At 71.0% G+C, this 13,069-nt stretch carries 14 protein-coding genes; 7 read left to right on the top strand and 7 right to left on the bottom strand.

Annotation, left to right across the window (positions count from 1 at the left end):
- Window positions 1–181 precede the first annotated feature (181 nt).
- A complete protein-coding gene (locus AAH991_RS08335) occupies window positions 182–1,048 on the bottom strand; it encodes a DUF8083 family protein (protein ID WP_346225169.1) in 867 nt (288 codons plus the stop codon).
- A gap of 134 nt (window positions 1,049–1,182) precedes the next feature.
- On the opposite strand from AAH991_RS08335, the gene AAH991_RS08330 reads away from it, so the two are divergent.
- Together AAH991_RS08330 and AAH991_RS08325 are read left to right on the top strand one after the other, a co-directional pair.
- Complete coding sequence (locus AAH991_RS08330) at window positions 1,183–2,301, top strand: Leu/Phe/Val dehydrogenase (protein ID WP_346225168.1); 1,119 nt, start codon at window positions 1,183–1,185, stop codon at window positions 2,299–2,301.
- Window positions 2,302–2,452: 151 nt separating this feature from the next.
- Window positions 2,453–2,683, top strand: a complete 231-nt coding sequence (locus tag AAH991_RS08325) for a DUF3073 domain-containing protein (protein ID WP_169981816.1) — start codon at window positions 2,453–2,455, stop codon at window positions 2,681–2,683.
- Window positions 2,684–3,203: 520 nt separating this feature from the next.
- Here AAH991_RS08325 and purM read toward each other — a convergent pair.
- Both purM and purF read right to left on the bottom strand, forming a co-directional pair.
- On the bottom strand, window positions 3,204–4,232 hold the full coding sequence (gene purM / locus AAH991_RS08320; RefSeq protein ID WP_346225167.1) for a phosphoribosylformylglycinamidine cyclo-ligase: 1,029 nt from the start codon (window positions 4,230–4,232) through the stop codon (window positions 3,204–3,206).
- Window positions 4,229–5,665 carry an amidophosphoribosyltransferase gene (purF, locus tag AAH991_RS08315; protein ID WP_346225166.1) on the bottom strand — a complete coding sequence of 479 codons (1,437 nt, stop codon included), beginning with the start codon at window positions 5,663–5,665 and terminating at the stop codon, window positions 4,229–4,231. Before purF ends, purM begins: the two co-directional genes overlap by 4 nt.
- A 163-nt stretch (window positions 5,666–5,828) precedes the next feature.
- Here purF and AAH991_RS08310 point away from each other — a divergent pair, with 163 nt between their 5' ends.
- Complete coding sequence (locus AAH991_RS08310) at window positions 5,829–6,320, top strand: hypothetical protein (protein WP_346225165.1); 492 nt, start codon at window positions 5,829–5,831, stop codon at window positions 6,318–6,320.
- A gap of 13 nt (window positions 6,321–6,333) precedes the next feature.
- Here the strand turns inward: AAH991_RS08310 and AAH991_RS08305 are convergent, their stop codons facing one another.
- Window positions 6,334–6,774 carry a sterol carrier family protein gene (locus AAH991_RS08305; protein ID WP_346225164.1) on the bottom strand — a complete coding sequence of 147 codons (441 nt, stop codon included), beginning with the start codon at window positions 6,772–6,774 and terminating at the stop codon, window positions 6,334–6,336.
- 119 nt (window positions 6,775–6,893) lie between these two features.
- Between AAH991_RS08305 and AAH991_RS08300 the strand changes: the two genes are divergently transcribed.
- Window positions 6,894–7,442, top strand: coding sequence for an RNA polymerase sigma factor (locus AAH991_RS08300; protein WP_346225163.1), 549 nt, complete (start codon window positions 6,894–6,896; stop codon window positions 7,440–7,442).
- Window positions 7,439–8,428, top strand: coding sequence for a hypothetical protein (locus AAH991_RS08295; protein WP_346225162.1), 990 nt, complete (start codon window positions 7,439–7,441; stop codon window positions 8,426–8,428). The genes AAH991_RS08300 and AAH991_RS08295 overlap by 4 nt, the downstream gene beginning before the upstream one ends.
- 87 nt (window positions 8,429–8,515) lie before the next feature.
- Here AAH991_RS08295 and AAH991_RS08290 read toward each other — a convergent pair whose 3' ends face one another.
- Entirely contained in the window at window positions 8,516–9,061 is a 546-nt protein-coding gene (locus tag AAH991_RS08290; RefSeq protein ID WP_346225161.1) for a Rossmann-fold NAD(P)-binding domain-containing protein, read from the bottom strand.
- A 14-nt stretch (window positions 9,062–9,075) separates the two neighbouring features.
- Here AAH991_RS08290 and AAH991_RS08285 point away from each other — a divergent pair, with 14 nt between their 5' ends.
- Complete coding sequence (locus tag AAH991_RS08285; RefSeq protein WP_346225160.1) at window positions 9,076–9,222, top strand: hypothetical protein; 147 nt, start codon at window positions 9,076–9,078, stop codon at window positions 9,220–9,222.
- A 47-nt stretch (window positions 9,223–9,269) separates the two neighbouring features.
- Here AAH991_RS08285 and AAH991_RS08280 read toward each other — a convergent pair whose 3' ends face one another.
- Window positions 9,270–10,694, bottom strand: a complete 1,425-nt coding sequence (locus tag AAH991_RS08280; RefSeq protein WP_346225159.1) for an MFS transporter — start codon at window positions 10,692–10,694, stop codon at window positions 9,270–9,272.
- Window positions 10,695–10,803: 109 nt separating this feature from the next.
- On the opposite strand from AAH991_RS08280, the gene AAH991_RS08275 reads away from it, so the two are divergent.
- Window positions 10,804–11,499, top strand: coding sequence for a TetR family transcriptional regulator (locus AAH991_RS08275; RefSeq protein WP_346225158.1), 696 nt, complete (start codon window positions 10,804–10,806; stop codon window positions 11,497–11,499).
- Here AAH991_RS08275 and AAH991_RS08270 read toward each other — a convergent pair.
- Window positions 11,406–12,857, bottom strand: coding sequence for an MFS transporter (locus tag AAH991_RS08270; RefSeq protein ID WP_346225157.1), 1,452 nt, complete (start codon window positions 12,855–12,857; stop codon window positions 11,406–11,408). The genes AAH991_RS08275 and AAH991_RS08270 overlap by 94 nt on opposite strands.
- Between the last annotated feature and the right edge of the window lie 212 nt (window positions 12,858–13,069).

The raw sequence follows: 13,069 nt of genomic DNA, 5'->3' as shown, positions 1-13,069 counted from the left end.
ACGTAGCGCGATTGGCGAGCCCTTAGGGCACAACGTCTCGACCACGGGTTGATGTCACGCTGGGTGATTCTAGCGACACGTTTCGTGGTATCGCAGTGAAAACGGCAAACTACTCAGTTCGTAGATGTGAGATCGACGATGTCATGACCAGAATCGGCAGGTCGGGCCGCCTTCATGACCGTCAGTTTGCCGATTCGAGAGCCCGGATCGACCTCCAGCGGAGAATCACCCGCTGATACATCGCGAAGGCAAGCTCTTCCTGACCGTTGTCCAAACCCGCGAGGGCCGTCGCCACCTCGGCCACGGACTGGTCGCCCTGCAGGGTCCTGTCGTCCATCAGGTGGACGAGGCCGCCGTAGTCGAGCTCCACCAGCGAGTGGGGGTGGAACTCCTCCAGCCAGCGGCCCACCTCCTCGACCTCGGTGAGGGCCGCCACCTGACCGACGTGCCTGCGGATCACCACCAGCGCCCGGGCCACCCGGCGGCGGGCCTGTGCCATCGAGGTGACGTACAGCATGTTCCTGGGCGGGGCGGCGGTGGTCTGCGCGCCCGGCTCGGCCGGCTGCTCCGAGCCCAGCACGAGCCACCGCTCGGCCGAGTCGAACGGCACGAACCACGAGATCGGCACATGCCAGGCGCCCGTGCGGATGTGGGTGCGCAGGGACTGTTCCCCGCGCTTGAACCGGTCGAAGTCGTCGGCGGTCTGCTCCGCGATGGCCTGGGGGACGAACCGGGAGGCCAGCTTCACCGGCACGCTCCCGCGGAACGACGCGAACGCGAGCCACGACCGCAGCCTGCTCTGCCAGGGGCAGACGTACAGCGTCTCCTCGACCCGGCGCAGGTACGCGTTGGGGCTCTCCCGCTCGGGCGCCGGCAACGGCGGGACCGACAGCAGGCGGCGGACCGCCTCGCCGTGCTCGACCTCGAGCGCCCCCGCACGGCGCGGCCGGTCGCGTGATTCGGCGTACCGGGCCCACCGAGCTTGATCCTGAGGGGCGAAAGCGGTCAGCGGCTCGTACACACGGAGATAGGCGGCGTAGGGGAGCACACCAGAATCGTGCCACGTCGGCGGACGCATGTGCAGCACCGCTCCGGCTTTTCATGATCGTTTCGCGGGTGTATCGGATAAGCTGAAGTCCGATCGCCGCAACGAGGCGGCGTACACGATCAGGAGTCACCACCGTGACCGACGTTTTCGGGCTGTCCCACAAGGACTCCGGCTCGGGCGACGACGCGAACCCCGTCCAGCCGGTGCGACACGAGCAGGTCGTCTTCTGCTCCGACGAGCGAAGCGGCCTCTACGCCATCATCGCGATCTACAGCACCGCCCTCGGACCGGGGCTCGGCGGCACCCGGTTCTATCCCTACGAGAGCGAGCAGGCCGCGCTCGCCGACGTGCTCAACCTCTCGCGGGCCATGGCCTACAAGAACGCGCTGGCCGGCCTCGACCACGGGGGCGCCAAGGCCGTCATCATCGGCGACCCCGCCACCGACAAGAGCGAGGCCCTGCTGCGGGCCTACGGCAGGTTCGTCCAGTCGCTGGGCGGGCGCTACTACACCGCCTGCGACGTGGGCACCTACAGCGAGGACATGGACGTGGTGGCGCGCGAGTGCTCCTACGTCACCGGCCGCACCCAGGCCCACGGCGGCGCCGGCGACTCCTCCATCCTCACCGCGTTCGGCGTGTTCCAGGGCATGCGGGCCGCCGCCGACCATGTGTACGGCGCCTCCTCCCTGAGCGGCAGGCGGGTCGGGGTCGAGGGGGTCGGCAAGGTCGGCCACCGCCTGGTCGACCACCTGGTCGAGGACGGGGCCGAGGTCGTGATCTGCGACGTCGACGAGCGGGCCGTCGAGCGGGTGCGGCAGCGCCACCCCGCGGTCGAGGTCGTGCCCGACGCCGCCACGCTCGCGGCGTCCGACATCGACGTGTACGCGCCCTGCGCCCTCGGCGGCGCGCTGGACGACGAGACCGTCCCCCGGCTCACGGCGAGGATCGTCTGCGGCGGCGCCAACAATCAGCTCGCCCACCCCGGCGTCGAGAAGCAGCTCGCCGAGCGGGGCATCCTGTACGCGCCGGACTACGTCGTGAACTCGGGCGGGGTCATCCAGGTGGCCGACGAGATCGAGGGCTTCGACATGGATCGGGCCCGCGCGCGGGCCGCGAGGATCTTCGACACGACCTTGAAGATCTTCCGCTCCGCCGAGGAGGAAGGCGTCCCTCCCGCGGTCGCAGCGGATAGGCTGGCAGAGCGGAGAATGTCAGAAATCGGTCGGCTAAGGGGTATTTGGCTCCGGCGCTGACCGCCGCCGGTCGTACGACGTACCGAGCGGCGCACAAACCAGGTACGGTAATAGGCGAACGAGAGACTGACGCCTGAAGTCAGGTGGCGTCGGTGCGCGGTGCGTTAGTGACGAGGGGTCGGGCACGACCCCGCATGAGGGGGTCGAGCCAATGGGGCGCGGCCGAGCCAAGGCCAAGCAGGTCAAGGTCGCCCGTCAGCTGAAGTACAACAGCGGCGGGACGGATCTTGAGCGCCTGCGCGCGGAGCTCGGAGTCGTGGACGCCGACGATTCCGGCCACAGTGACGAGCATGACCCTTACGAAGAGTTGGCTGATCGCTACGCCGATTACGGGGTCGTCGACGACGATGACGGCGAGGACGACCGCCGTGGGCGGCGTTGACCCGGTTCTGATCGCCAGGTGAGTGACCCGGCGGGGACGTTCCCGCCGGGTTGCTCTCTCATGTCCGGCATATCCGGCGAGTCGTGCTCCCTCGAGCCTCACCGCTCGCGTGAGAGTTTTCGTACGGTGCCACGGTCGCCGTCGGCCATGCCTTGTGGCGATGGGGTCGCGGTCGTCATGCCGTCGGCGTGTTTCCGCGTTCCCAGGGGCGGCCCGTCCATGCGTTCGCGTCCCCACGGGTCCATGAACCGGGCGTGAGCCTCCGGCGAGTCCGGCGTGCCCGAATCGCACGGGCGAGCCGGGCCGGCACGGCTCGGTTCGCGGGCTGCCGCTCTCGGTGCCTGCCGCCGTCGCGCTCCGCTTTGTCACGGCCGTGTGACGTCCAGCCGGCGAAGGCACTGCCCGCGTGGTTTTCAGAGAGCCGGCCTCCCAGTGAGGCCGGTGCTCGACGGCCGCCGCCGGGAGACAGGCGACGACCGTCACGCGCCGGGAGCCGAATGAGGGCGGGGAACCCGCCACCTCACCGGCGGAAACGGGCTCGCCCCTCCCCGGGGACGATCTCGCCCAGCACCCAGGCGGGCAGGCCGCGCCCGGTGAGCAGCGCGAGTGCCCTGTCGGCCTCCGCCGCCGGGACGATCGCACACATGCCAACGCCGAGGTTGAACGTCTTGTCCATCTCCTCCTGGGGCACGCCGCCGCGCCCGGCCAGCACCTCGAAGATCGCGGGCGGCGTCCAGGAGTCACGGTCGAGAAGGGCGTCCACCGTGCCGGGCAGTGACCTGGCGAGGTTGGCCGCCAGCCCGCCGCCGGTGATGTGGGCCAGGGCGTGCACCTCGGTCTCTCGGATGAGCGCCAGGCAGTCGAGCGAGTAGATGCGGGTGGGCTCGAGCAGTTCCTCGCCGAGCGTACGGCCCAGCTCGGGCAGCTCCTGCTCCAGGCCCAGCCCGGCGGTCTTGATCACGTGCCTGACCAGCGAGTATCCGTTGGAGTGGACGCCGCTCGAGGCGAGCCCGAGCACCACGTCCCCCGGCGCGACCCGGTCGGGACCGAGCAGCTCGTCGGCCTCGACGACCCCGGTGCCCGCGCCCGCGAGGTCGTACTCGTCGGGGCCCATCGCCCCGGGGTGCTCGGCGGTCTCCCCGCCGACGAGCGCGCATCCGGCGAGCCGGCAGCCCTCGGCCACGCCGCCCACGATGTCGGCGATCCGCTCGGGCACGACCTTGCCGCACGCGATGTAGTCGGTCATGAACAGCGGCTCGGCCCCGCAGACCACGAGGTCGTCGACGACCATGCCGACGAGGTCGATGCCGATCGTGTCGTGCTTGCCGAGCTGCTGGGCCAGCATGACCTTGGTGCCCACGCCGTCGGTGGACGTGGCCAGCAACGGCCTGCGGTAGCGCAGGAACGCCGAGGCGTCGAAGAGCCCGGCGAAGCCGCTGACGTCGTCCACGACCTCCGGGCGCCGGGACCGCGCCACGCGCGACTTCATCAGCTCGACGGCGCGGTCGCCCGCCTCGATGTCGACGCCGGCGTCGGCGTAGCTGGTCATCGCTGGGCCTCCAGCACGAACTTGCCCACCCTGTCGTCCTCGATGGGAATGGGGTACTCACCGGTGAAGCAGGCGCGGCAGAGCCGGTCGGCCGGCAGCGTCGTCGCCCGGGTGAGCCCGTCGAGGGAGATGTACCCGAGCGAGTCGGCGCCGAGCGAGGCGCGGATCTCCTCGACCGAAAGCGACCCGGCGATCAGCTCCGCGCGGGTGGCGAAGTCGATGCCGTAGAAGCACGGCCAGGCGACCGGGGGCGAGGAGATCCGGACGTGGACCTCGGTCGCCCCGGCCTCGCGCAGCATCTTCACGATGGCCCGCTGGGTGTTGCCGCGCACGATCGAGTCGTCCACGACCACCAGGCGCTTGCCCTCGATGACCTCGCGCAACGGGTTGAGCTTGAGGCGGATGCCGAGCTGCCGGATCGTCTGCGACGGCTGGATGAACGTCCGGCCGACGTAGGAGTTCTTCACCAGGCCCTGGCCGTACGGGATGCCGCTCTGCTCGGCGTAGCCGATGGCGGCGGGGGTGCCGGACTCGGGCGTGGGGATGACGAGGTCGGCTTCCACCGGGTACTCCCGGGCCAGCACGCGGCCGACCTCGACCCGGGTGGACTGCACGCCGCGCCCGGCGATCGTGGTGTCGGGCCGGGCGAGGTAGACGTACTCGAACAGGCAGCCCTTGGGCTCGGCCGGTGCGAAGCGGCGCGAACGGACGCCGCGCTCGTCGATGGTGAGCAGTTCGCCGGGCTCGATCTCACGGATGAACGACGCACCGACGATGTCGAGGGCCGCGGTCTCGGAGGCGACCACCCAGCCGCGCTCCAGCCGCCCCAGCACGAGCGGGCGGATGCCCTGCGGGTCGCGGGCGGCGAACAGCGTCGTCTCGTTCATCCAGACGAGCGAGTATGCGCCCTTGATCTCGGGAAGCAACTCGGCCGCCACGTCCTCGACCGGACGCGAGGAGTCCTGCGCCAGCAGCGCGGTGAGCACCTCGGTGTCGGTCGTCGCGCGCGTGGAGCCCGGCGCGAGCCGTTCGGAGAGCTGAGCGGTATTGATCAGGTTGCCGTTGTGGGCGAGCGCGAGCCCGCCGCCGTCGGTCGAGCTCAGCGTGGGCTGCGCGTTCTCCCAGACACTCGATCCGGTCGTGGAGTAACGGCAGTGCCCGATGGACAGGTGCCCGCGCAGGGTGCCGAGGATCGACTCGTCGAAGACCTGGGCCACCAGGCCCATGTCCTTGTAGACGAGGATGCGGCTGCCCTCGCTGACCGCGATGCCCGCGGACTCCTGTCCACGGTGCTGCAACGCGTAGAGGCCGTAGTAGGTGAGTTTGGAGACGTCCTCCCCGGGCGCCCATACGCCGAAGACGCCACAGGCGTCCTTCGGAGCGCGGTCCTGGGGGTCGAGGTCATGGCCCAGCCGGCCGTCGCCCTTCAACACGTACTTGAGTCTATTTGGGCATTGGCGCTGCTCAAACCGGGGCATGCCTGTGAGGCGCCGGAAGCATCACCCGCTCTTTGCCGTGTCGTCCCTGCTCACACGCGGATTTCGGGGGAGCCTGAGCTTTCGGGCAGGCCCCAGAATCGGTACGGGAGGGATCATCGTGGCGACACCCCACGACCCCGGGCAGCCGCGGGAGCCGTACGGCTCGGGACCTCCCCCCGGACAACCGCCTCACGGACAACCGCCCTACGGGCAGCCGCCGTACGGGGGGCCGCTGCCGCCGCCTCCGGCGCCGGGCGGACCTCCCGGAGGGCCCTGGGGGGCCCAGCCGGGCGGCGGGCTCGGCACCGCCGCGCTGGTGCTCGGGATCTGCTCGCTCGTCCTGCTGCTGGTCTGCGGCGTCGGCACGCTCGTGGCGGTCGTCGGGCTCGTCCTCGGCATCGTGGCGATCGCGCGGAACTCCAACAGGCGCAGGGCGGTCGGCGGGCTGGTGCTGAGCGTGCTGACCTTGCTGCTCGCCCTGCTCATCGGTGTGATCCTCTACACCTGGTTCCAGACCAGGCATGTCGGTGAGTGCTTCGACCGCAGGCTCTATCCCACGCAGGAGGACGCGCAGCGCTGCGTGGAGGACAGGCTCACCGGGCCGCGGTAGCCCGGGGCCGAGGTCACCAGAGCGGCAGCAGCGCGGACAGATCGGCCCGGGATCCGCTGGCCGAGATCTTCCCGGCGTCGGTGGCGCCGGCCCAGGACAGCCGGCCCGTGGCCAGTTCGAGCCAGGTGCGGGGGTCGGTCTCGATGACGTTGGGCGGGGTGCCCCGGGTGTGCCGGGGCCCTTCGACGCACTGCACCGCGGCGTACGGCGGGACCCGCACCTCGACCGAGCGGCCCGGCGCCCGCGCGGCCAGCTCGTCCAGCAGGTGCCGTACGGCGGCGCGGGCGGCGGTCCTGACCGGCGTGCGCCCGTTCTCGTAGGCGTCGAGCACGGCCAGCACGCACGCGTTGCCCGCCGCGCTCTCGGGGCCGTCGAACGGCGGCCGTCCGAGATCGGCGAGCTGCGCGTCGAGCGCCTCTCTGATCTTCCCCGGGTCGAGTCTGCGTACCGGCACCGGCCCATTGTCCCGGATTCCGCCCCCGCTCGATTTCGCGGGAAATGATGAGCGGGCTCCGTACATGGGAGGGATGTCCGCAGTCGCACCGAGTTAGGGAACAGTCATGGGGATCGCCCGTGGATGACGAACCGTCGGCAAGGTTCGAGGCCGTTTACCGGGAGACGTACGGCCGGCTCACGGCGTACGCGGTCCGCCGCTGCGACTCGCCGCAGGACGCGGCCGACGTGGTGGCCGAGGTCTACACCGTCGCCTGGCGGCGCGTGAACGACTTACCCGAGGGGGACGAGGCCGTCCTGTGGTTGTACGGCGTGGCCCGCAACGTGGTGGCCAACCACCGCAGGGGTGAGATACGCCGCCAGGCCCGCAGCGCGGAGCTGGACGCCGAGATGGCCGACCTGTACGGAGACTCCCCCGAGAGCGGGGTCGAGCTGGCCGCGATCGGCGAGGCGTTCCGGAGCCTGTCCGACGACGACCGCGAGCTGCTGTCGCTGGTGGCGTGGGAGGGGCTGGGCCGCGACGAGATCGCCACCGCGCTCGGCCTGTCGCGCAACGCCGTACGCATCCGGCTCTACCGCGCCCGACGGCGCTTTTCCCGGGCGCTCGCCGAGGCGGGCGTCCATCTCACGTCACGCAGCCGGCTGACGCCGGCGGGGAGGCCGCTGTGAAGGACATCGAAGAGATGATCGGGCCGCTGGCCCGGGTCGAGCCCGGCGCGCCGGGCGGCCGCCCGTCCGGCGCGGGGGCGCGGGCGTTGCTGGCCTCGATCACGGCCGGGCCGCCCGGCGGCGGTGGGTCCGCGCCGGCGCGTGTCAGGCGTCGCGGCCCGCGCCGGCTGGCTCTGGGCCTGGCGGCCGCCGCCGTGGCCGCCGCGGGCATCGTCGTCGGCCCGAGCCTGCTCGACGACGGAGCCCTCGTCACACGCTCCTACGCCGTCACCAAGGACTCCGACGGGGTCGTGTGGGTCAGGGTCCGCGACTTCCGCGACGTCGCGGGGCTGACGAAGCAGCTGCGCGACCTGGGCGTCCCCGCCATCGTCGACTACGCGCCTGCGGGGAAGAAGTGCCGGGAGCCGCGCGCCACCTACGTGGAGGACATCCCCCAGGGACTCTACGACCCGCCGACGAACATCCCGGGGGAGAAGGACAGCTGGCAGATGCGGATCGACACCCGGCTGTTCAAGCCCGGCCAGACCTTCGTCTGGACCCTCACGGCCCTGCCCGACGGGGGAAGCAGCACCAGCACGATCCTCATGGAGGACCCGGTGAAGCCGTGCGTGCTCGTGCCCGACGACAGCGTCCAGATGAGGAGCGCGCCGCCGGAGATCCTCGCCTATCGTCCGGCGACCATGAAGGGCCGCTCACTCGCCGGATATCGGGTGGACGGGAAGACGGTGGGCGAGGTCGTGCCGGAGATCGAGAAGCGCGGGCTGAAGGTCACCTATGCGGTCATCGAGCCCAACCCGCGAAATCTCGGTGGCTACGCCATTGATCCGCATAAACAGGACATTTCCGTCGGGAAGGACTGGACCGTCTGGGAGGCGGAGGAGTCCACCCGGAAGTCCGGACTGATCCGCCTGCTCGTCACCGAGGAGCACCTCGGCTGGAACCCGGTCTACGGCGACGATTCGCGCGACAACGTCATCAAGGAGTAGACCCTCCCGTACGGCTCCGCGGAGTGCGGAGCCGTACGGGGACTCAGCGTGGGAGCGGGCCCTGACCAAGGACCAGGGCGATGACGATCACTCTCGTCGCGGTCCGCCGCCGAAGCCGGCCGCGTGCTCGGCCGCCCATCGTGACAGCGGCGTGGCCGCGGCGCCGGTGATGCCGGGCACGGTGGCGGTGACGGCGGGCGCCGGGGCGGCGGCCATCCTGGCGTATCCGTCGAGCAGTTCGTCCACGAAGCCGTCGGGGAAGCCGGGGTCGGCCAGCAGCCTGGCGCGTTCCTCCTCCCGGGTCAGCTCCTGCCAGCGCAGGGGCCGCCCGATCGCCTCGCCGATGACCCGTACCTGCTCCGCCAGGGTGAGGACCTCGGGCCCGGTGAGCGTGTACCGGCGCCCGGCGTGCCCGTCCTCGGTCAGGGCGTGCACGGCCACCGCCGCGATGTCGTCCTCGTGGATCGGCGCCGTCTTCAGGTGCCCGTACGCGCCTCGTACGACGTCGCCGGCCTTGATCTGCTCGCTCCACCACAGGGCGTTGGCCTGAGGGCGACCTCGTGCTCGATAGCGGGATCCCGACGCAGACGCACGACCTGCTCCTCCGAGAGCGCCGCCGCCCGGCTGCGCCACCCGGCGAACACGGGGTGACCTGCCGCGACACCGCGGCCCTCTACCTCTACCTCACGGAACGGGTGGCGCCGCTGGACGGAGTGCGCGAGGTGGAGACCGCCCCGGTGATCCGCACGGTCAAGCGGGTCGGCACCCCACTCCCCGGCATCCTGCTCCCCTGATCCGTCGCCGCCGCCGGCCGGTCTGCTGCCGACGTCGTCCGGACGACTCAGGCGACCGGCTCGGCCACGGCCGGCTCGGCGGGCTCGGTGACGTCGGCCGCGGCCCGGCCGCGGCGCAGGGAGTACACGCTGACCGGGACGCCGACCAGCACGATCGCCGCCGCGATCAGCAGCGTGAACCGGTAGGCCTCCAGGAAGGCGTGCAGCGGAGCCCCGCCGACCGCGCTCTGCCTGGCGCTCAGGATCGCCCCCAGGATCGTGATGCCGAGCAGGCCGAAGACCTCGCGGGAGACGTTGAGCACGCCCGAGGCCACACCGGCCCGCGCGGGGGGCATCGCGCCCAGCACCACGTTCGTCAGGGGGACGAGCAGACCGGCGCCCGCGCCGTACAGCAGGAACCAGGGGAGCAGGTCGCCGTAGTGGGAGCCCTCGCCCGCGCTCGACAGCCCGCCGATGGCCACCGCCATCAGGCCGAGGCCGACGGCGACCGTGCCCGCGCTGCCGAAGCGCTCGGCGATCCGCGGAGAGACGCTCGCGATCACCGCCATGAGCAGGGCCATCGGCACGAACCCCGCGCCCGCCTCGGTCGGGGAGAACCCGAGCGCGCTCTGCAGGTAGAGGGCGGTGAAGAAGTAGATGCCGAAGACGCCGAACGACCACAGGCCCATCGACAGCAGGCCGCCGCTGAAGACCCGCTCACGGAACAGGCTGAGGTCGATCATCGGCTGCGCGGTGCGGGACTCGACGATCAGGAACGCGACGGCGGCCACCGCGAAGGCCGCGAACGCCCCGAGGATCGGCGCCGAGGTCCACCCACGCGACTCGCCCTCGATGAGCGCGTAGGTGAGGGCGAACAGCGCCACGGCGGAGGTGCCCAGGCCGGGCAGGTCGAGGGACATCCGCCCGGACGTCGCCCGCTCGACCCTGATCGAACGCAGGCCGATCACGGCCGCGACCACGCCGATCGGCAGGTTGATCAGGAAGATCCAGCCCCAGTCGGCGTTCTCGCTGAGGAACCCGCCGGTGAGCGGGCCGATCGCGAGAGCCAGAGCGCCGACCGCGCTCCAGACGCCGACGGCCGTCGCCCGCTCGCGCGGGTCGGGGAAGATCCGCGGCAGCAACGCCAGTGTCGACGGCGTCACCAGCGCGGCGCCGAGCCCCTGCACCGCCCGCGCGGCGATCAGCGTCTCCTGGCTGCCGGCGAGGCCCGCCGCCACCGACGCGAGCGTGAAGACCGTCAGGCCCGTGAAGAACGCGGTCCGGGGGCCGAAGACGTCCGCCAGGCGCCCGCCCGCGAGCAGCAGGCCCGCGAACACCAGGATGTACGCGCTCACGATCCACTCCAGCCCGGAGATCGTCAGCGCCAGGTTCCGCTGGATCGTCGGCAGGGCCACGTTGACCACGTTGTTGTCCAGGTAGGTCATGAAAGTCGCGAGCGACACCGCGACCAGCGCCCACCACCGTCCGGACATGCGTCCTCCTCTTGTACTAGGTACATGTACCGCGTACATGTACGGTGCATAGGAGACCTTGTACGGCGTATAGTTGTCAAGTGCCGAGGAGGTAGGGAGGCTGCGGGCCATGGCGAACGCGGAGCGGCTGAGCCGCCTGAGTCTGGTCGAGAAGGCCGTGGAGCTGGCCGACGCCGAGAGCCTGGAGTCGGTCACCGTGCGGCGGCTCGCCCAGGAGCTCGGGGTGACGCCGATGGCTCTCTACTGGCACGTCAAGAACAAGGACCAGTTGTTCGTCTGTCTCGCCGACCATCTGCTCGCCCAGGTCACTCCCGAGTTCGACCCGGCGGCGCCGTGGAACGTGCGGCTGCGGGTGATGGTCGAGGCGCTGATCGGGGTGATGCGGCGGCACCGGTACATGCCGGGGCTGTTCGCGAGGGTCGAGAAGCAGGAGCTGGCGAGCTTCAACCGCGCGACCGACACCGCGCTCGAGCTGCTCTCCCAGGCGGGTTTCACGTTGCGTGAGGGCTACGCCGTCTCCACCTACCTGCTGCACGGCGCCATGGCCCTGGTCGAGAACGAGCCCGGCTGCCCCGGCGCGTCCAGCGCGGCGGAGGCGGCCGAGTCGCGCCGGCAGAGGCGGCTGACCCTGGAGCGGCTCCCCGCCGGCGAGTTCCCCCGGATCGTCGAATACGCCAAGGCGATGGAGGAGGAGCCCGACCTCGACGCCTACTACGCGTTCGGCCTGGATCTCCTGATGTCCGGGGTCGAGGCGGTGGCCGCGAAGAGGACGCCGAGCAGCGCGACGCAGAACAGCACGAGATAGGTGGTGCGGAACCCGCCCATGAGCTGTCGCAGCGCGTCGGGGGACACCCGTGACAGCGTCCCGGCGTAGACCTGGGCGCGCAGCGCCGGCGCGACGGATGCGGTCAGCACGCTCAGCGTCGTCGCCACGCTGAGCACGACGCCGACGTTCATGACCATCAGCCGGAAGCCGTTCACCACCCCCCGGCTCTCCTCGGGCAGCGCGCCCATGACCTGCGTCGTGTTGCCGGTGAGGAAGGCGCCGCTGCCGCACCCGCAAAGGAAGAGCCCGGCGCCGATCACCCAGTACGGCGTGGCCGGGCCGGCCGCGAGCGTGAGGACGAGCAGTCCCGACGCCGAGAGCGCGCATCCTCCCACCGACAACGCGTACGGGCTCACCCGGCGGCCCAGCGCCCCCGCCAGGGGAGAGGCGAGGGTCATGCCCACGGGGACCGGCAGCACGCCCACACCGGCGGCCAGCGCGTCGGCGCCGCGCGCGGCCTGGAAGTAGAGCCCGGCGAGCAGGATCAGCGACGAGCGCGCCAGCGCGTTCGCGAACGACGCCAAATTGGCGAACAGCAGCATGCGCCCGCCGAACAACGTGAGGTTGAGCACCGGGTTGCGGGCCCTGCGCTCCACCGCGAACAGCGCGGGGACGAGCGCGGCGGCGGCCACGCCGGGCAACGGCTCGCCCTGACTGATCGCGACCAGTACGGCCGACAGGGCGGCGAACACGATCAGGTTGCCCAGCACGTCCACGGACTGCCGGGGACCGGCCGGGACCTTCCGCAGCACCGCCGCGCCCCAGGCGAGCGCGACCACCCCCGCAGGGACGTTGATCCAGAAGATCCACCGCCAGCCGAGCGTGTCCGCGATCAGGCCGCCGAGGGTCGGCCCGGCGAGCTGGGCCACCGAGAGCGTGGCCATGTAGACGCCCATCCCCTGGCTGAGCCTGTCGGGCGGGAAGGCGGCGGTGACGATCACCGTGCCGTTGGCCAGGATCATGGCCGCGCCGAGTCCCTGGACCGCCCGCAAGGCGATGAGGACGCCGACGTCGGGTGCGACCCCGGCGAGCAGCGACGCGCCGGTGAAGAGGGCGAAGCCGACGAGGTAGACCTTCCGCCTGCCGAGCAGGTCCGCGACGCGGCCGAAGAACACCAGCGTCGCGGTGCTGATCAGCAGGTGCGCGAGCAGGATCCAGCTCGACGCCGGCGGCCCGGCCTCGAAGTGCCGGACGACCGAGGGGAGAGCGACGTTCAGCGTGCTGGAACTGAGCCCGATGAGCACGAGACCGAGCCCGGTGACGGAGCAGACCATCCACGCGTACCGGAGGGCGTTCGCATGCTCGGCAGAGCCGGGTTCCGGGGGGTTGTCGGCCATGCCGTCGATTCTGGCGTACGCCGTACGTCTCAATTGTCCCGGAACCACTCACCGGACAGATGCGCCACCCAAGGCTGACTCCCCATAGAAGGGAGTTTTTGACCATCCGTGCTTACTGATAGCGGAGATGCATATACGTGATGTTTAACGTGACAACGTCCATATCCAATGGCGCGTGTATCTCATGCATCACTTCTGTTCTTCCGCGCACC

Origin of the sequence: Microbispora sp. ZYX-F-249 (assembly GCF_039649665.1) — a bacterium.
In the GTDB taxonomy this organism is placed as follows: Bacteria; Actinomycetota; Actinomycetes; order Streptosporangiales; family Streptosporangiaceae; genus Microbispora; species Microbispora maris.
This window is presented reverse-complemented; position numbering and strand designations above follow the sequence as displayed.